Consider the following 17,159-nt stretch of genomic DNA (forward strand, 5'->3'; position numbering starts at 1 on the left):
TCTTGCCAGGCCGCCAGGAAGGCGACCCGGTTGGTCTGGAGACATGGGGGGACCGGTCAACGACCGGCTTGCCTCAGGCCTCCTCCAGCCAGAGCGGCTTGGTGAGCGTCGCGATGAACGCCGCATGCCGCTCCAGCTCCTGCGCGCTGGCTGTGAAGACGCGCGCAGGACGAAGAGGGCGAACCACGGCGCCAGCCGACAGTTCCACCCCGACGATCTCTTTATCCTCCTCCTGTGCCAGACCCAGGCCGATCTGACGGCCGCCGGTCAGTTCGATATACAGCTGCGCCAGCAATTCGGCATCGAGCAGCGCGCCATGCTTGACGCGATGGCTGCGGTCGATGCCGTATCGGGTGCAGAGCGCGTCCAGGCTGTGCTTGGCGCCGGGATGCAGCGTGCGGGCGATCGCCACCGTGTCGATCATCCGGTCGAGCGACACGTCGGCATGGCCGCACCGGCGCAATTCATGGTTGAGGAATCCGAAGTCGAACCGCGCATTATGCGCGACCAGCGGGCTGTCCTCCAGAAAGGCGAGCAGGTCGGCCGCGCCACTGTGGAACAGCGGCTTGTCCGACAGGAAATGGGTCGATAGTCCATGCACCGCCTCGGCCGCGGCGGGCATGTCGCGCTGTGGATTATAATAAGCGTGAAAGGTGCGACCCGATGGCACCCGGTTGATCAATTCGATGCAGCCGATCTCAACCATCCTGTCGCCGGATGCCGGATCGAATCCTGTCGTTTCGGTGTCGAAAATGATCTCGCGCATCGCCCTCTTCGTTTCGACTCTATGGGCCAACCCTTATCGACCTGTCTGCGCGCCAAGGCAAGCGACCAGACGGCGCACCTGCGCACGGGTGTCGGTAAAGGTTGCGCCGGTGCGGATGATATGGTCCGCCCGTCGCCGCTTTTGCGCATCGGGGGTTTGCAGATGGACGATCTGTCGGAATTTCGTCGCCGTCATGCCAGGTCGCGCCAGCACCCGCTTGCGCTGCTTCCATGCCGGCGCGGTGACGACGATGACGCCGTCCAACCGCCGGTACCCATGGGTTTCGAACAATAAGGGAATATCGAGAACCACGAATTTCCGCGACCGGTGTCGGCGCAGGAACAGCCGTCGCGCCGCCTGCACCGCCGGATGGACGATCGCTTCCAGCGCCCGGCGTTCCTGCGGATGGCCGAACACCGCCGCGCCCAGCTTCGCCCGGTCCACGCCCCTTGGCCCGGTCGTGCCGGGAAAACGCGCCTCTATCGCGGGGAGCAGCGCACCGCCCGGTCCCTGCAAAATATGCACCTGCGCGTCGGCGTCGAACACGGGCACGCCTTCGCGCCGCAGCATCGCCGCGACCGCCGACTTGCCCATGCCAATCGATCCGGTCAGGCCATAGACTTTCATCGTCGCCAGCCCTTAATCGTCCGCCGCGATCAGCAGCGCCCGCAATTCCGCGTCCAGGTCGCGCGGCGCCTGCGCGTCGAAGAAGATGTCGAAAGCGAGCGCCGCCTGGCCGATCAGCATCTCTAGGCCATCAAGCGTCTTGAGGCCCCGTGCTTTGGCGGTCTTGAGCAGGCCCGTCTCCAGCGGCGCATAGACGATGTCATAGACCGTCGCATTGTCCGCCAACGAGGCCAGGTCCAGGTCCAGCACCGGCTGGCCGATCATGCCGAGCGAGGTCGAATTGACCAGCAGGTCGGCCGCGGGCAGCGCGTCGCCCAGCCCGATCGCCCGGCCCGGCGCGCCGCTGCGGTTCAGCAGCGCCTGCGCCTTGGCCACGTCGCGCGCCATGATGGTGATGTCGGGCACGCCCAGGCTGGACAGCGCGAACAGGATCGCGCGCGCCGCGCCGCCCGATCCGACGATCACCGCGCTCTGCCCCTTCCACTTGTCGCGTAGCAGCGGCTGGAGGAAGCCGCCCGCATCGGTATTGGTGCCGATCAATGGCCCGCCGGTTTCGCTGGCGATGGTGTTGACCGCGCCGATCCGCTCGCGCACCCCGCCCGGGTCGTCGACATAGTCCATCACCGCGATCTTGTGCGGAATGGTGACGTTGCAACCCAGCCAGTCGGGATCGCTCCGCCGCATCAGGAAATAGGCGGCCAGCCCCTGCGGCGTCACGTGGGTTTTCTTATATTCCGCCTCGATATCCAGCGCGTTCAGCCAGAAATTGTGAATCAGGGGCGATTTGCTGTGGTCGATCGGATCACCGATCACTTCGGCATAGGGCAACTTGTCGGTCATGCCGCCAAAACGCCGCGCACGCGCAGAAAGTCAAGCAAAGGCAGCAAAGGCAGTCCTTGAATCGCGAACTGGCTGCCCTCGACCTTGCTGAACAGTTGTGCGCCCGGACCCTCGATCCGGTAGCAGCCCACGCACCAGCGCAATGCGTCCCAGTCCGCGTCGAGATAGGAAGCGATGAAGGCGTCGGACAAGGGCCGCACCGTCATCCGCACCCGCTCGACATGGCGCCAGATCGGCTCGCCATTTAGCACGATGACCGCCGCGCTGTGGAGGTGATGGACCCGGCCGGACAAGAGCTGCAATATCCGTGTCGCGTCGGCGCGATCAACCGCCTTGTCGATCATTACGCCGCGATCATCGCCATCGCCGATACTCAGCGTCTGGTCGCAGCCCAGCACCAGCGCGCCCGGCACGCGGCGCGACACCTTGAGCGCCTTCAGTTCCGCCAGCGCATCGGCCAGCGCGCGCGCGTCCAGCCCGTCGGCGCGCAGCGCGTCCTTGGCGGCCTCCTCATCGACGCCGGGCGAGAGGGTTTCGAACGGCACCAGCGCCGCGGTCAACATCGCCTTGCGGCTCGCGCTCTGGGAGGCGAGGACGATCATGCCTCTACCCCTTCCGCCAGTTCGCGGTCGTTGAACAGGTTGATGATGGCGGCCGCGGCCTCCTCGATCGACCGGCGGGTCATGTCGATCACCGGCCAGCCATTGTCCGCGAACATGCGCCGGGCGAAGGCCAGTTCCTCCTGCACCTTCTCATTATCGACATAGGCGGTTTCGGGCGCCTGGTTGAGCGAGAGCAGACGGTTGCGGCGGATCTGGATCAGCCGTTCGGGGCTGACGGTCAGCCCCACCACCATGGGATGCTTCAGGCTGTAGAGATTATGCGGCGGCGGCGATTCCGGGACCAGCGGGATGTTGGCGGTCTTGTAGCCGCGATTGGCGAGGTAGATGGAGGTCGGCGTCTTCGACGCGCGCGACACCCCGGCCAGCACGATGTCGGCCTCCTCCCAATTTTCATGGCCCACGCCATCGTCATGGGCGATGGTGAACTGGATCGCCTCGATCCGGGCGAAATAGGCTTCATCCAATATATGTTTGCGCCCCGGCCTGGTGCGGGTCTCCTGCCCCAATATGTTGGACAGGGCGTCGGCCACGCTGTCGAGCGCCGCGACATGGGGCAGGCCAAGCGCGCGGCAGCGCGTCTCCAGCCGCTTGCGCAGCGGATGGTTGGTCAGGGTGAAGAGGACGAGGCCAGGATTGGCGCTGATCTCCTCCATAATCCGGTCGAGATGGACATCGGACCGCACCATCGGCCAGAAATGGCGGATCGCCTCGACATTTTCGAACAGGCCGATCGCCGCCTTGGCGATATTCTCCAGCGTTTCGCCGGTGGAGTCAGACAGGAGATGGAGATGGATGCGCGCCATGGGCATATCTCTGTGGGCAGGCTGTGGATAAAGCAAGGGATGAAATAGGGGATAAAAACCCGTCTTTCCGCTATCCCCGGAGCCGGGAATCTTATCCACATGCCCCCAACAGACCCGTAATTTCATCCACAGCCTGTGGATAGCGTGGATGACCATGGTGACTCGGACGGCAAAGCGCGGCGCACCTGAGTCAAGCTGTTGGCAAATCCGGGCGCAACGCATAAACCCCGCTGCCAACCGCCCTACTATCTCCATCATCCTTTTTGAATCTTAATAATAAGAGAGACTATAGATGAGCCCCGCCGCGCCGAGCGACCATCCCGCCAAACCGCTCATGGCCGTTCTCAGGGGCGAGTGTCCCGCTGTTCCGCCCATGTGGCTGATGCGCCAGGCCGGCCGCTATCTCCCCGAATATCGCGCGCTGCGGGCGGACAAGGGCGGGTTCCTGGAACTCGTCTATGACAGCCCCGCCGCCGCCGAAGTCACGCTCCAGCCCTTGCGCCGCTTCGGCTTCGATGGCGCGATCCTCTTTTCCGACATTTTGATCGTACCCTACGCCATGGGGCAGGATCTGTGGTTCGAGGCTGGCGAAGGCCCGCGTCTCGCCCCGATCCTTGCCGAAACCGACCTGTCGGCACTGACACCCGATTTCAGCCGCTTCGAGGCGGTCTACGAGACGGTGCGGCAGGTGAAGGCGGCGCTGGACCCTTCGGTCACCTTCCTGGGCTTTGCGGGCAGTCCCTGGACCGTTGCGACCTATATGGTCGCGGGGCAGGGCAGCAAGGATCATGGGGCGGCGCGCCGTATGGCCTATCAGCAGACGGAAAAGTTCGCCGCGCTGATCGACGCCATCGTCGATGCGACAGTAACCTATCTGTGCGGCCAGATCGACGCGGGCGTCGAAGCCGTGCAACTGTTCGACAGCTGGGCCGGCAGCCTGTCTCCGCTGCAATTCCAGCGCTGGGTGATCGAACCCAATAAGCGGATCGTCGCGCGACTGAAAGCGCTGCACCCGACCATTCCGATCATCGGCTTTCCCAAGGGCGCGGGCGCGAAGCTCGCCGACTATGCCGCGCAGACCGGCGTCGATGCGGTCGGCGTCGATGAAACCATCGATCCGCACTGGGCGAACCAGGCGTTGCCAAAGGCGATGCCGGTGCAGGGCAATCTTGATCCGCTGGCGCTGATCGCGGGCGGCCGCGCGGTGGAGCAGGCGGTCGATACGATCCGCGCCGCCTTCGCCGACCGGCCGCATATCATGAACCTGGGCCATGGCATTTTGCCCGATACCCCCATTGCGCATGTCGAAGCGCTCATTAGCTATGTGCGAAGAGCATGAAGCCGCTTAAGGGAGTTTCCGTCTGATGGCCTATCTCGGCGCCGCCTATCTCTGGGTGAAGGCCGCCCATGTCATCTTCGTCATCTTCCTGATGGCGGGGCTGTTCATGATGCCGCGCTTCTTCGTCTATCATCAGGAAACCGTACCCGGATCGCCCGAAGACCAGAAATGGATCGAGCGGGAAGGACGACTGCTCAAGATCATCCTCAATCCCTCGCTGGTCCTGGTCTGGCTGTTCGGGCTGATGCTGATGGTGGAGATCGGCGCGTGGAGCTTTGGCTGGTTTCACCTCAAACTGCTCTTCGTCCTCGGCCTGTCGGGCTATCATGGCTGGGTCGCGGGCTATACGAAGAAGCTTGCGCGGGGTCAGCGCCCGCTCAGCGACAAGCAATTGCGGATGATGAACGAAATCCCCGGCATCGCCGCCGCGGTCATCGTCATCGCGGTGATCGTGAAGCCTTTTTAGGTATCATAATGGGGTAACGCCCTCTCGACGTGATCGATCGATCAGGCCGGATCGACCGCGATATTGTCGATCAGCCGGGTCTTGCCCAGCCTTGCCGCGCCCAGCAGCCGCGCGGGTCGATCCAGCACCGTCATCGGCGCCAGCGTCGCCGCATCGCACAGGCTCACATAATCGACCGGGTCGAAGCCATGCGCCGCCAGCGTAGCGATCGCCTTGGCCAGCGCGCCCTCGACGGGTTCGCCCTTCTCGATCTGCCGTTTAGCCTCGCCCAGCGCGCGGGGCAGGGCCAGCGCCGCCTTGCGCTCTTCTTCGCTCAGATAAGCGTTGCGGGAGGAGAGGGCGAGGCCGTCCTCGGCCCGCTGGGTCGGCATCCCGATAATCTCGACGGATAGGTCGAGGTCCGCCACGAAACGGCGGATCACGGCGAGCTGCTGATAATCCTTCTCGCCAAAAATCGCGACATCGGGCCGCACCTGGTTGAATAATTTGGTAACAACCGTCGACACCCCGTCGAAATGGCCCGGCCGGGCTGCGCCGTCCAGCCCGTCGCTGATCCCGGACACGCTGATGTTCGTGGCGTAACCGGCCGGATACATGACATTGACGGGCGGAATCCAGAGGATGTCCACGCCTGCTGCGACCAGCATCTGTGCATCCTTCGCCTCGCGCCGGGGATAGGCGTCCAGATCCTCGTTGGGACCAAATTGGCGGGGATTGACGAAGATCGACACGACGACATGCCGCCCGCGCCGCCGCGCTTCCTCCACCAACGCCATATGACCGTCATGCAGCGCGCCCATTGTGGGCACCAATGTCAGCGGCTTTCCATCGCTTTTCAGCGCATCGACGGCGGCACGAAGGGCGGGCAGGTCACGCAGCGTTTGCACGGAAGGAACGGCTCCGATAAGGGCTTCACTATAGCTGTCCTGCTAGGCTCGCGCCGGCGCGACCGTCAACAAACATTGCGACAATCAACGGGGTTAACCGGGGCAAATGGGCAATCCACAGCCGCATCTCATCGTCTTCGCCAATGAAAAGGGCGGCACCGGCAAGTCGACCACGGCGGTTCACACCGCTATCGCCTTGAGCGCGCTGGGTCATCGCGTCGGCATGATCGACCTCGATCCGCGCCAGCGGACCGTCACCCGCTATATGGAAAATCGCCTCGACACCGCGCGCCGCCGCAGCATCGAATTGCCCACGCCCGATTTCGCCGTCTTCACCGGCGACAGCATCGCCGCGCTGGACGACCAGGTCGTGACCCTGGCGGCCGACAAGGATTTCCTGGTGGTCGATACGCCCGGCCGCGACGACGTCTTCGCCCGGCATCTGGCGCCGCACGCCAACACGCTGGTCACGCCGATGAACGACAGTTTCGTCGATTTCGACCTGATCGGCCAAGTCGACCCGGAAACCTTCAAGGTCCGCCGCCTGTCCTTTTATTCCGAACTCATCTTCGAAGCGCGCAAGACGCGGGCGAAGGTCGATGGCGTGGCGATCGATTGGGTGGTGCTGCGCAACCGCGTTCAGCATCATGACGCGCGCAACAAAAAACGGGTCGGCGACGCGCTGATGGAACTCTCCCGCCGGGTCGGCTTCCGCGTCATACCCGGCCTGTCGGAGCGCGTGATCTTCCGCGAACTCTTCCCTTCCGGCCTCACCCTGCTTGACAAGGGGCATCTGGGCGAATTGGGGGTCAGCCATATCGCCGCGCGCCAGGAATTGCGCGAAATGGTGTCCGGCCTGGCTCTGCCGACGCGCGATGGCGTGACGTCGATGGACCTGCTCGGCGCGGCCTGATGGGCGTGCTGACGCTCTTCATCGCAGCGCTTGCGATCTGGCTGATCTGGACGGGAAAGTTGCAACGCATGACGGCAAAAGATGGCATGGCGTTGGGCGCGGCGCTGGTCGGCGCGGTGCTCGCGGCCAAAGGCAAACCCGTCATCGGCGCGCCGCTGCTGATCGGCGCGGCGCTGTTTTTCGCCAAGCAGGGCAATATCAAGGCGAAAGCCCGCACGCGCCCCGCCGCGCCCGTCGCGCCGCCGCCTGCCGATGACGTGGCGAAGGCGCGAGCGCTGCTGGGGGTCGCACCCGATGCGGATGCCGGGACGATCCGGGCCGCCCATCGCCGCCTCATCGCCTCGGTCCACCCCGATAAGGGCGGGACCGAGGCGCTCGCCGCCCAGATCAACGCCGCGCGCGACCTGCTGCTCGACGATCAGACGCAGCGTTGACGCACCTTTTCGATCCCACGTTGCTGCGCGATTATGATCTGCGCGGCACGGTGGGCGATACGCTGCGCGCCGCCGACGCCTGGGCGCTGGGGCGCAGTTTCGGCACGATCGTCGCCCGCGCCGAAGGACGACGGATTGCGGTGGGCTATGACGGGCGACTGAGTTCGCCGATGCTGGAAAGCGCGCTGGTCGAGGGATTGACCGCAACCGGCATCGACGTGCTGCGCATCGGCCTTGGTCCAACGCCGATGCTATATCATGCCGACATGGCGCGCGATCTGGATGGCGGCATCCAGATAACCGGCAGCCATAATCCCGGCGACCAGAACGGCTTCAAGCTGGTCCACCGTCATGCCCCATTTTTCGGGGACGATATCCAGCGTCTGGGCGCGCTGGCGGCGGCCGGTGACTGGAACAGCGGCGTGGGGCGTGTCGAAACGATTGACGTCATGGATAGCTATGTCGCGCGCTTGATGCAGGGTTTCGACGGCCCGGCCTGCCGCATCGGCTGGGACGCGGGCAATGGCGCCGCTGGTCCGGTGGTGGAGAAGCTGACGCAATTGCTGCCCGGTGAGCATCATCTGCTCTTCACCGATATAGACGGACATTTCCCCAACCATCATCCCGATCCTTCCCAGGAACGGAATCTGGCCGACCTGCGCGCGCTCGTCCTTGCCAAGCAACTCGATTTCGGTGTGGCTTTCGATGGCGACGGCGACCGGATCGGCGTGATCGACGGGCTAGGTCGGACGATCGCGGGCGACCAGCTGCTCGGCCTCTTCGCGCAAATCATATTGGAAAAGCGGCCCGGCGCGCCGATCGTGGCGGATGTGAAGGCCAGCCAGACCGTTTTCGACCGCATCGCGATGCTGGGCGGACGACCCGATATGTGGAAGACCGGCCACAGCCATATCAAGTCCAGAATGAAGCAGATTGGCAGCCCGCTGGGCGGCGAAACCACCGGTCATCTCTTCTTCGCCGATGCGTATCCCGGCTATGACGACGGTCTTTACGCCGCCGTCCGCCTGATCCGCGCCGTCGGATCGCTGGGACAAAGCCTGACCGCCCTGCATGACGCGATGCCGACCAGCATCATCACACCCGAATGGCGTTTCCCGGTGGCCGACGCGCGCAAGTTCGCGGTGATCGCCGATATCCTCGCCCGGCTGAAGGCCGCGGGCGCTGATATCCGCGCCATCGACGGCGCGCGAGTCCGCACCGTCGATGGCTGGTGGCTGCTGCGGGCGTCCAATACCGAGGCTGCGTTGGTGGCGCGCGCCGAATCGGCCGACGAGGCGGGACTGGCGCGGCTGATCGCGCAAATGGATGCGCAACTGGCCGATTCGGGCGTCATCCGGGCAGAATCGACCTGAAAAGCGCCTGCGCCGCTCTCATATTTTGGTATCGTTAATCCGTTTTCTCCCGCTATCTTCCCTTACGGAAAGCATGGCCTGAGATAATGATTGCAGGAAACGCAATCGTCCCTCCATGTTTCGCATTTGCGACAATCCGCGCTGCACCGCAAAAGGAACTCGCCTTTCAGGCATCCTCTCCTAAAATCTCAAGGCCGTCCTTCGGGGCGGCTTTTTTTTCGTCTCGATCCGTTTGCCGTCCTGCCCTGTTGCCGTAGCGTTTCGCCCTGCCACATGCGCCTATAGCCGCGAAAATGGGATGGATCGGGCGATCCGCTCACTGGAATTTAACCACAATCCTGATAATCGGGCTGCGTCCAAACAGCCGGTCGGGCGTTCGAACGCCACCGATCAAGGCCAATATCATGCCCAGTAGAGGATCTGTCATGTTGCTTCGCGGTCGCCCTTTTTCTGCTCTTCTCCTGACCGGCGTCATGCTGGCGTCCGCGACCCCGGCCTTTGCCGGCGGATTCTACCTGCAGGAACAATCGCCCAAGGAAACCGGACGCGCCCTGTCCGGCGGCGCGGCGGCCGGGGACGATCCATCCACCATCTATTTCAATCCGGCCGCGATGACGCAGCTGTCGGGCATCCAGACCTCGGTCGGCGGCGTCGCGCTGATGGCGTCGGCGCACCAGACCAATCGCGGTTCGCGCCGCACCATCCCCGGATCGACCCTGTCGGTCCCGGTCGGCGGCAATGACGGCGGCAATCCTTTCGAAAGCGTCATCCCGATTCCGAGCTTCTATGCCAGCGCGCAGGTCAGCGACCGACTCTGGGTCGGCCTGGGCGTCAACGCGCCTTTCGGCCTGAAACTGGAATATGATGACGGCTTCTTCGGTCGCTATGACTCGCTCTACACCGACCTTAAAACCTATAATATCCAGCCTTCGGCCGCCTATAAGCTGAGCGACAATCTGTCGATCGGCGGCGGCGTCGACGTGCAATATGTCAAGGCGACGCTGACCAACGCGCTGCCGCAGCTCTCGCCCCTGGTCACGACGGATGGTTTCGCCAGCCTGAAAGGCGACGACTGGTCGATCGGCTGGAATGCGGGCCTGTTCTACACCACCGGCGATACCAATTGGGGCGTCCATTATCGGTCGGGCGTCAGCCACAAACTGGCCGGCACGCAGATCGTATCGGGCCTCGTCGGGCCGGTCGCCGCGGGCAATGGCGAATTCGCCGCCACCGCGCAGCTGGAACTGCCCGACATCGTCACCGTCTCGATGATGCACAAGCTGACGCCTCAGTTGCGCGCAATGGTCACCGGCAAATGGTATAATTGGTCGAAGTTCAAGGGCATCGCCGTCACCTCGGCCGCGGGCACCACCAACAAGGAACTGGATTACAAGGACAGCTATTCGGTCAGCGTCGGCGGCGAATATGATGTCAGCCCGGCCTTCACCCTGCGCGCCGGCACGATGTTCGATCGTTCGCCGACCAATCCGCAGCATCTGACCACCCGCGTCCCCGATGGCGACCGCGTCTGGCTGACCGGCGGCGCGACCTGGAACATGTCGGATGCCTTCGCGCTGAACCTCAGCTACGCCCATACCTTCGTGGAAAAGGCGAACATCATCCGTCCCGACAGCTATTTCCCATCGCCAGCAACCGTGACCGCCACCACCTTGTCGCAAACCAGCGGCAATGCGGATCAGGTCGCCGCATCCGCGACGCTGCGCTTCTGATTCTCGCGGTGCGGCCTGTTTCAGCGAAGCTGAAACGCAAGGATCTCCCGCTTCTAACCGTCACCAAACATCCCTATAGAGGCTCCGTAGCTTACGGAGCCTCTTTTCATGTCCGATCATAATCCCGGCCTGCGCCCCTGGCGTGACATAGCGCGGCGGCAGTCGCGCCAGATCATGGTCGGCAATGTGCCGGTCGGCGGCGGCGCGCCTGTCACGGTCCAGACCATGACGAACACGCTGACCCATGACGTCAAGGGCACGATCGACCAGATCCGTCGCTGCGAGGAAGCGGGCGTCGATATCATCCGCGTCTCCTGCCCCGACGAGGAATCGACGGCCGCCTTGAAACAGATCGTCCGCGCGTCCCGCGTGCCGATCGTCGCCGACATCCATTTCCACTATAAGCGCGCACTGGAAGCGGCCGACGCGGGCGCGGCCTGCCTGCGCATCAATCCGGGCAATATCGGGTCGGAAAAGCGGGTGAAGGAAGTGGTCGATGCGGCCAAGGCCAATGGCTGTTCGATCCGCATCGGCGTCAATGCCGGGTCGCTGGAGAAGGATTTGCTCGAAAAATACGGCGAACCCTGCCCCGAAGCGCTGGTCGAATCCGCGCTCGACCATATCAGGCTGCTCCAGGACCAGGATTTCCACGCATATAAGGTCGCGGTGAAGGCCAGCGACGTCTTCCTCGCCGTGGCCGCCTATATGCAACTCGCCGACGCGGTCGATTGCCCGCTGCATCTGGGCATCACCGAAGCCGGCGGCCTGATCGGCGGCACCGTGAAAAGCGCGATCGGCATTGGCAACCTGCTCTGGGCCGGCATCGGCGACACGATCCGCGTGTCCCTGTCGGCCGAACCCGAAGAGGAAGTCCGGGTCGGCTATGAAATCTTGAAGTCGCTCGGCATCCGCACCCGCGGGGTCAAGGTCATTTCCTGCCCGTCCTGCGCGCGCCAGGGCTTTGACGTCATCCGCACCGTGCAGGCGCTGGAGGAACGGCTCCAGCATATCCACACGCCGCTCTCGCTGTCGGTGCTGGGCTGCGTCGTCAATGGTCCAGGCGAAGCGCGCGAGACGGACATCGGCCTGACCGGCGGCGGGGCCGGCAAGCATATGGTCTATCTGTCGGGCATCACCGACCACACCGTGCAGGACGAAGGCATGGTCGATCATATCGTCCGCCTGGTCGAAGCCAAGGCGGCGGAGGTCGAGGCGGCCAAGGCGGAAGCCGACATGACCGACGCGGGCAAGGCCGAGGCGGCGGAATAAGCGGAGCGACGCGGTGCGCCCCACGCCCGGCGGGTTCGCCATTCCCTTCGCCATATGCTGCATCGGCGTCGCGCTATTCTCTGTGATGGACGCGGCGATGAAGGGGCTCAGCCTTTCCATCGGCCTCTATAATGCGCTGCTCTGGCGCGCCGCGGCGGGCAGCTTGTTAGGCCTTGCGCTGATGCTGCTCACCCGGCAGCGCTGGCCGGACCGCGCCGTGCTGCGCCTGCACCTGCTGCGCGGCGCGGTCGTGGCGCTGATGGCGGCGCTCTTCTTCTGGGCGCTCATGCGGATGCCGCTCGCCGAAGCGATCGCGCTCTCCTTCATCGCGCCGCTGATCGCCCTCTATCTCGCCGCGTTGCTGCTGGGTGAAACGATCGGACGGCAGGCGATCGCCGCGTCGCTGCTGGGACTGGTCGGCGTGGGGGTGATCCTGTCGGGCAAATTGCAGGGGCGTTATGACGCCGACGCGCTTTTGGGGGCAGGCGCGGTGCTGGCATCGGCCGTCCTTTTCGCCTGGAACCTCATCCTTCAACGGCAACAGGCGCAGCGCGCTTCGCCGATCGAGGTCGCCTTCTTCCAGCATATCGTCATGCTGGGCGTCTTTGTGCTGGGCGCGCCGGCCTGGGCTGTGCTGCCCGACCGTTCTGCGATTCCGCTGGTGCTGCTCGCGGCCGGCCTCGCCTTCACTTCGCTCGCCGCGCTCGCCTGGGCCTATGCGCGGGCGGAGGCGCAGCGGCTCATCCCGGTCGAATATAGCGCCTTTCTCTGGGCGGCGCTGATGGGCTGGCTGGCGTTCGGCGAGCGATTGACCCTGACCACGGTGGCAGGCGCATTGCTGATCGTCGCGGGTTGCCTTATCGCCGCCCGCAGCAAAGGGGCCAATGTCGCCCATGTGGAAGCAGGAACGGCATGACCGACATCATCATTCGCGACGCGCAGGCCGACGATATCGGCACCATTCATGACTTCATCCTGGCGCTGGCCGATTATGAACGGCTTGCCCATGCGGTGAAGGCGGACCGCGCCACGCTCGCCCGCTATCTGTTCGGCCCGCGGCCGATGGCGGAGGTGCTGATCGCCGAACATGAAGGCCGGGCGGTCGGTTTCGCCCTCTTCTTCCACAATTTCTCGACCTTCGAAGCACGGCCGGGCGTCTATCTGGAGGATCTGTTCGTCCTGCCGGATGCGCGTGGCCTGGGCGCGGGCAAGGCGCTGCTCGCGCGCCTCGCCGCGCTGGCGATCGAACGCGATTGCGCCCGGCTCGAATGGTCGGTGCTCGACTGGAACGAACCCGCCATCGCCTTCTATCGGTCGCTCGGCGCGACGGCGATGGATGAATGGACGGTGCAGCGGGTCGATGGCGACACGCTGGCGGCGCTCGCCGCGCTCTGATCGAGCCAGCGCGACGAGCCGATCGGCCGCACTCTTGACGGGGACTCGCCGTCGGGTTCATTGTGCCGAAACGGAACATTTGGGGGACAAGCAGGATTATGGCCGTCGGCCGCACCGTGAAACGCACGCCGGAATGGCGCGAAATGCTGAAGCGCAGCGTCATCCGCAGCGGCGCGCTGATCGGCGCGATCACGCTCATGCTGGCGACCCTGTTCCTGGCCCTGGCGTTGCTCAGCTACGCGCCGAGCGATCCGTCGATGAACACCGTCGCGGGCGATCATGTCGCCAATATCATGCAGGCGCCCGGCGCCTGGACGGCCGATTTCCTGCTCTGGCTGCTGGGCGTCCCCGTCGCCCTGATCCTGCCGTTGATGACGGTCACCGCCCGCCGCATGTGGGGCGACCAGGATATGAGCGGGTGGAAGGGGCAGTTCGGGCAATGCCTGTTCGGCATCGCCCTGATCGGCATCGCGCTCGCCTTGTTCCAGAGCGCGCCGCTGGTCGGCCTGCCCGCGGGTTGGGGCGGGGTGATCGGCCTGGTCGTCGCCAAGGGGATCGCCAGCCTGACCGCGCAGGCGCCGGCCGCCGCGCCCTGGATCACGGGCATTCTTATCGTCGGCGCGCTGATTACGGGCCTGTTCGCCTGTTATCGCAGCCTGGCGCTGGAAAAGCCGATCATCGCGCTGCGTCGGCCCTCCTTGCCCAAACTCAACCTGCCGCGTCCGACGCTCGGTTTTGCCGGCCCCGCCGCTGCGGTCGATGATGACGACGACGCAGAGGATGAGCTGGCCGGGCGCGTCATCGCTCCGCGCAAGCAGGTGTCGCACGAACCCAAGCCGCCGATCACCATCCAGTCGCCCAAGCCCGCGCCGGTGCAGCGCGCGATGGCGCCAGTCAGCCAGGACGACCTGTTCGGGCACAGCTCGCTGCCCTCGCCCGACCTGCTCAACCCTGTCCCCGCCAACCAGGGCGGCAAGATCGACAAGGCCGCGCTGGAACGCAACGCCCGTCTGCTCGAATCGGTGCTCGACGATTTCCATGTGAAGGGCAACATCACCGAAGTCCGCCCCGGCCCTGTCGTCACCATGTATGAACTGGAACCCGCGCCCGGCATCAAGGCGAGCCGCGTGATCGCGCTGGCGGACGATATCGCCCGCAACATGTCGGCGCTGTCCGCCCGCGTCGCGACGATCCCCGGCCGCACGGTCATCGGCATCGAACTGCCCAACGCTCATCGCGAAGGCGTGTCCTTCCGCGAACTCATCACCAGCGAACAGTTCATGCAGGAAGCGACCCTGCCGATCATCCTGGGCAAGAATATCTCCGGCGAACCGATCATCGCCGACTTGGCGCCCATGCCGCACCTGCTGATCGCGGGCACCACCGGGTCGGGCAAGTCGGTGGGCTTGAACGCCATGATCCTGTCGCTGCTCTACCGCATGACGCCGGACCAGTTGCGCCTGATCATGATCGATCCCAAGATGCTGGAACTGTCGACCTATGACGACATCCCGCACCTGCTCTCTCCGGTCGTCACCGAACCGGCCAAGGCGATCCGCGCGCTCAAATGGGCGGTGGAGCAGATGGAGGATCGCTATCGCATGATGGCGTCCATATCGGTGCGCAACCTGGCCAATTACAACGAAAAGGTTCGCGCTGCGAAGGCCAAGGGCAAGCCGCTCGGCCGGCGGGTCCAGACCGGCTACGACCCCGAAACCGGCAAGCCCATTTATGAAGAGGAACAGCTGGATTTCCAGCCGCTGCCACAGATTGTGGTGGTGGTGGACGAGCTGGCTGACCTGATGATGACCGCGGGCAAGGAAGTCGAATTCCTGATCCAGCGGCTCGCGCAGAAGGCGCGCGCCGCGGGCATCCACCTGATCCTCGCGACCCAGCGTCCCTCGGTCGACGTCATCACCGGCGTCATCAAGGCGAACCTGCCGACCCGCATCAGCTTCTTCGTCACCAGCAAGATCGACAGCCGCACCATATTGGGCGAACAGGGCGCCGAACAACTGCTGGGCAAGGGCGACATGCTCTACATGCATGGTGGCAAGGGCCTGACCCGCGTCCATGGTCCCTTCGTATCGGACGATGAAGTCCGCGTGGTCGCCGACCATTGGCGCGCGCAGGGCCAGCCCGACTATATCCAGGCCGTCACCGAGGAGCCGGAGGAGGGCAGCTTCGCGCTCGACGGCGTGGACCTGGGCGACGACAGCCCCGACGCGCAACTGTTCCGCAAGGCGTGCCAGCTCGTCTTCGAAAATCAGAAGGCCTCGACAAGCTGGCTGCAACGCCAATTGCGCGTCGGTTATAATTCGGCAGCGCGCCTGATCGAACGGATGGAGGAGGAAGGGCTGGTCGGCCCGCCCAACCATGTTGGCCGCCGCGAAGTGCTGCGCGACGAAAATGGCAATCCGCTCTGATACTGGCCAGATGATCTGGCCAAAATTGGTTACGATTGCGTATCGTGCAATCGCTCCTGCGGCCTTCGCATTTGCAGCATGAAGCGGAACCGGGCAATAGGATCAGGCCTTTCAGGCATCCTCTCCTAAAACTTTTCGGGCTGATCTTCGGATCGGCCCTTTTTTTTATCCGCGATTAGGACTAGGCGAATCCCGCTGCTGCCGCGCCGATAACATAATTGGAGCGGTGCCGCCGGTCAGACCGGCAGGGCGAGGCGGGAGCATGGGGGATCGAGCTGTCGCGACCGTCTGCGGATGCTCTCCCCCATCAAGCCCAAAGCTTGCTATTTCGGAACAGCCGGGTTCACAACGGGTTCAAGCCCGACCGCATATCCACCACTTTCCTGAACAACTGGAGTTGAACGCCATGCAGCGCAGCCTTGCGCCCCTGATCCTGGCCCTCGCCGCCGCGCCGGCGGCCCTGTCGGTCGTCGTGCCGACCGCGCCCGTCGCCGCGCAGCAGGCCTCGCCCGACCTGACCCAGGTCAATGCCTATATTCGCGGCGTCACCACCCTCACCGCCGATTTCACCCAGACCGACCGTAGCGGTCAGACCCTGACCGGCAAGCTGACCCTCAAGCAGCCGGGTAAGATCCGCTTCCAATATCAAAAGGGCGTGCCGCTGCTGATCGTGGGCGATGGCAGGGCGCTGACCATGATCGATTATGAAGTACGCCAGGTGCAGCGCTGGCCGATCGGCAACTCGCCGCTGGGCGCGCTGCTTGATCCGAACAAGGATCTGTCGAAATATGGCAAGCTCGTGCCGACCGGCGATCCGTCGATCCTGAGCGTCGAGGCGCGCGATCCCAAGCGGCCCGAATATGGCACCATCACCATGATCTTCAAACGCAACGCCTCCGGGCCCGCGGGCTTGCAGCTTTACGGTTGGGTGGCGCTCGATTCGCAGAATAACCGGACGGCGGTGCGGCTGAGCAACCATGTCTATGGCGCGACGGTGGCCGATTCCGCCTTCCGCTGGACCGATCCGCGACCCAGGGGACGGGCGGCGGGCGGCTGACCGGAGCGCCTTGCAGGACGGATGGAAAAACTTGGCGCTTCGTTCATCTGCCGCTCATATGGCGGGCGCTAATCAAGACCCAAGGCGAGAGACAACCGGGATTTCCCCCCTGTTACCCGGTCCCCCCTCTCGCCGCGAAGCGCTTCAAGGGCGCGATCGAGACCCCCGTTCCACGCCCCCGGAGCGGGGGTCTTACTTTGTGCGGCCTTCT

The 17,159-nt window shown here is 64.4% G+C and carries 17 protein-coding genes; 11 read left to right on the forward strand and 6 right to left on the reverse strand.

Annotation, left to right across the window (positions count from 1 at the left end; all coding sequences use genetic code 11):
- Nucleotides 1-73 precede the first annotated feature (73 nt).
- From dnaQ to EWH12_RS01630, 5 genes are read right to left on the reverse strand one after another with little or no spacing between them, the layout of a single operon-like run.
- Complete coding sequence (gene dnaQ / locus EWH12_RS01610) at nucleotides 74-766, reverse strand: DNA polymerase III subunit epsilon (RefSeq protein WP_129925489.1); 693 nt, start codon at nucleotides 764-766, stop codon at nucleotides 74-76.
- A gap of 33 nt (nucleotides 767-799) precedes the next feature.
- Nucleotides 800-1,393, reverse strand: a complete 594-nt coding sequence (coaE, locus tag EWH12_RS01615; protein WP_129925490.1) for a dephospho-CoA kinase — start codon at nucleotides 1,391-1,393, stop codon at nucleotides 800-802.
- A 12-nt stretch (nucleotides 1,394-1,405) separates the two neighbouring features.
- Nucleotides 1,406-2,233, reverse strand: a complete 828-nt coding sequence (aroE, locus tag EWH12_RS01620; RefSeq protein WP_129925491.1) for a shikimate dehydrogenase — start codon at nucleotides 2,231-2,233, stop codon at nucleotides 1,406-1,408.
- On the reverse strand, nucleotides 2,230-2,835 hold the full coding sequence (locus EWH12_RS01625; protein ID WP_129925492.1) for a Maf family protein: 606 nt from the start codon (nucleotides 2,833-2,835) through the stop codon (nucleotides 2,230-2,232). Before EWH12_RS01625 ends, aroE begins: the two co-directional genes overlap by 4 nt.
- Nucleotides 2,832-3,659, reverse strand: a complete 828-nt coding sequence (locus EWH12_RS01630) for a pyruvate, water dikinase regulatory protein (RefSeq protein WP_066607558.1) — start codon at nucleotides 3,657-3,659, stop codon at nucleotides 2,832-2,834. The genes EWH12_RS01625 and EWH12_RS01630 overlap by 4 nt, the downstream gene beginning before the upstream one ends.
- A 292-nt stretch (nucleotides 3,660-3,951) precedes the next feature.
- Here EWH12_RS01630 and hemE point away from each other — a divergent pair, with 292 nt between their 5' ends.
- Nucleotides 3,952-4,998, forward strand: a complete 1,047-nt coding sequence (gene hemE / locus EWH12_RS01635; protein ID WP_129925493.1) for a uroporphyrinogen decarboxylase — start codon at nucleotides 3,952-3,954, stop codon at nucleotides 4,996-4,998.
- A gap of 25 nt (nucleotides 4,999-5,023) precedes the next feature.
- The gene (locus tag EWH12_RS01640) at nucleotides 5,024-5,464 is read left to right on the forward strand and encodes a CopD family protein (protein WP_129925494.1); all 441 of its coding nucleotides are present in this window, start codon (nucleotides 5,024-5,026) and stop codon (nucleotides 5,462-5,464) included.
- Nucleotides 5,465-5,505: 41 nt separating this feature from the next.
- On the opposite strand, the gene panC is transcribed toward EWH12_RS01640, so the two are convergent.
- Nucleotides 5,506-6,351, reverse strand: a complete 846-nt coding sequence (gene panC / locus EWH12_RS01645) for a pantoate--beta-alanine ligase (RefSeq protein WP_129925495.1) — start codon at nucleotides 6,349-6,351, stop codon at nucleotides 5,506-5,508.
- A gap of 106 nt (nucleotides 6,352-6,457) precedes the next feature.
- Here panC and EWH12_RS01650 point away from each other — a divergent pair, with 106 nt between their 5' ends.
- The 9 genes from EWH12_RS01650 to EWH12_RS01690 all read left to right on the forward strand — a co-directional run bounded on the left by EWH12_RS01650 (nucleotide 6,458) and on the right by EWH12_RS01690 (nucleotide 16,948).
- The gene (locus tag EWH12_RS01650; RefSeq protein ID WP_066607202.1) at nucleotides 6,458-7,264 is read left to right on the forward strand and encodes a division plane positioning ATPase MipZ; all 807 of its coding nucleotides are present in this window, start codon (nucleotides 6,458-6,460) and stop codon (nucleotides 7,262-7,264) included.
- The gene (locus tag EWH12_RS01655; RefSeq protein WP_129925496.1) at nucleotides 7,264-7,698 is read left to right on the forward strand and encodes a J domain-containing protein; all 435 of its coding nucleotides are present in this window, start codon (nucleotides 7,264-7,266) and stop codon (nucleotides 7,696-7,698) included. The genes EWH12_RS01650 and EWH12_RS01655 overlap by 1 nt, the downstream gene beginning before the upstream one ends.
- On the forward strand, nucleotides 7,695-9,071 hold the full coding sequence (gene pgmG / locus EWH12_RS01660; RefSeq protein WP_129925497.1) for a phosphoglucomutase/phosphomannomutase PgmG: 1,377 nt from the start codon (nucleotides 7,695-7,697) through the stop codon (nucleotides 9,069-9,071). The genes EWH12_RS01655 and pgmG overlap by 4 nt, the downstream gene beginning before the upstream one ends.
- A 425-nt stretch (nucleotides 9,072-9,496) precedes the next feature.
- Nucleotides 9,497-10,801: an OmpP1/FadL family transporter gene (locus tag EWH12_RS01665; RefSeq protein ID WP_129925498.1), complete on the forward strand. Its 1,305-nt coding sequence runs from the start codon at nucleotides 9,497-9,499 to the stop codon at nucleotides 10,799-10,801.
- Nucleotides 10,802-10,909: 108 nt separating this feature from the next.
- A complete protein-coding gene (ispG, locus tag EWH12_RS01670; RefSeq protein ID WP_066607193.1) occupies nucleotides 10,910-12,070 on the forward strand; it encodes a flavodoxin-dependent (E)-4-hydroxy-3-methylbut-2-enyl-diphosphate synthase in 1,161 nt (386 codons plus the stop codon).
- 13 nt (nucleotides 12,071-12,083) lie between these two features.
- Nucleotides 12,084-12,986, forward strand: a complete 903-nt coding sequence (locus EWH12_RS01675; protein ID WP_066607191.1) for a DMT family transporter — start codon at nucleotides 12,084-12,086, stop codon at nucleotides 12,984-12,986.
- A complete protein-coding gene (locus EWH12_RS01680; protein WP_066607188.1) occupies nucleotides 12,983-13,465 on the forward strand; it encodes a GNAT family N-acetyltransferase in 483 nt (160 codons plus the stop codon). Before EWH12_RS01675 ends, EWH12_RS01680 begins: the two co-directional genes overlap by 4 nt.
- Before the next feature lie 98 nt (nucleotides 13,466-13,563).
- A complete protein-coding gene (locus EWH12_RS01685; RefSeq protein WP_066607186.1) occupies nucleotides 13,564-15,891 on the forward strand; it encodes an FtsK/SpoIIIE family DNA translocase in 2,328 nt (775 codons plus the stop codon).
- A gap of 406 nt (nucleotides 15,892-16,297) precedes the next feature.
- Nucleotides 16,298-16,948 carry a LolA family protein gene (locus EWH12_RS01690; protein WP_066607184.1) on the forward strand — a complete coding sequence of 217 codons (651 nt, stop codon included), beginning with the start codon at nucleotides 16,298-16,300 and terminating at the stop codon, nucleotides 16,946-16,948.
- Nucleotides 16,949-17,159: the final 211 nt, after the last annotated feature.

It is taken from the genome of Sphingobium cupriresistens, from assembly GCF_004152865.1.
Classification (GTDB): domain Bacteria; phylum Pseudomonadota; class Alphaproteobacteria; order Sphingomonadales; family Sphingomonadaceae; genus Sphingobium; species Sphingobium cupriresistens.

Coding starts and splice junctions, on each gene's coding strand:
- EWH12_RS01650 (WP_066607202.1), top strand. CDS start 6,458: ATGGGCAATCCACAGCCGCATCTCATCGTCTTCGCCAATGAAAAGGGC.
- ispG (WP_066607193.1), top strand. CDS start 10,910: ATGTCCGATCATAATCCCGGCCTGCGCCCCTGGCGTGACATAGCGCGG.
- aroE (WP_129925491.1), bottom strand. CDS start 2,233: ATGACCGACAAGTTGCCCTATGCCGAAGTGATCGGTGATCCGATCGAC.
- EWH12_RS01685 (WP_066607186.1), top strand. CDS start 13,564: ATGGCCGTCGGCCGCACCGTGAAACGCACGCCGGAATGGCGCGAAATG.
- EWH12_RS01690 (WP_066607184.1), top strand. CDS start 16,298: ATGCAGCGCAGCCTTGCGCCCCTGATCCTGGCCCTCGCCGCCGCGCCG.
- EWH12_RS01630 (WP_066607558.1), bottom strand. CDS start 3,659: ATGGCGCGCATCCATCTCCATCTCCTGTCTGACTCCACCGGCGAAACG.
- EWH12_RS01655 (WP_129925496.1), top strand. CDS start 7,264: ATGGGCGTGCTGACGCTCTTCATCGCAGCGCTTGCGATCTGGCTGATC.
- coaE (WP_129925490.1), bottom strand. CDS start 1,393: ATGAAAGTCTATGGCCTGACCGGATCGATTGGCATGGGCAAGTCGGCG.
- dnaQ (WP_129925489.1), bottom strand. CDS start 766: ATGCGCGAGATCATTTTCGACACCGAAACGACAGGATTCGATCCGGCA.
- hemE (WP_129925493.1), top strand. CDS start 3,952: ATGAGCCCCGCCGCGCCGAGCGACCATCCCGCCAAACCGCTCATGGCC.
- EWH12_RS01665 (WP_129925498.1), top strand. CDS start 9,497: ATGTTGCTTCGCGGTCGCCCTTTTTCTGCTCTTCTCCTGACCGGCGTC.
- EWH12_RS01680 (WP_066607188.1), top strand. CDS start 12,983: ATGACCGACATCATCATTCGCGACGCGCAGGCCGACGATATCGGCACC.
- EWH12_RS01625 (WP_129925492.1), bottom strand. CDS start 2,835: ATGATCGTCCTCGCCTCCCAGAGCGCGAGCCGCAAGGCGATGTTGACC.
- EWH12_RS01640 (WP_129925494.1), top strand. CDS start 5,024: ATGGCCTATCTCGGCGCCGCCTATCTCTGGGTGAAGGCCGCCCATGTC.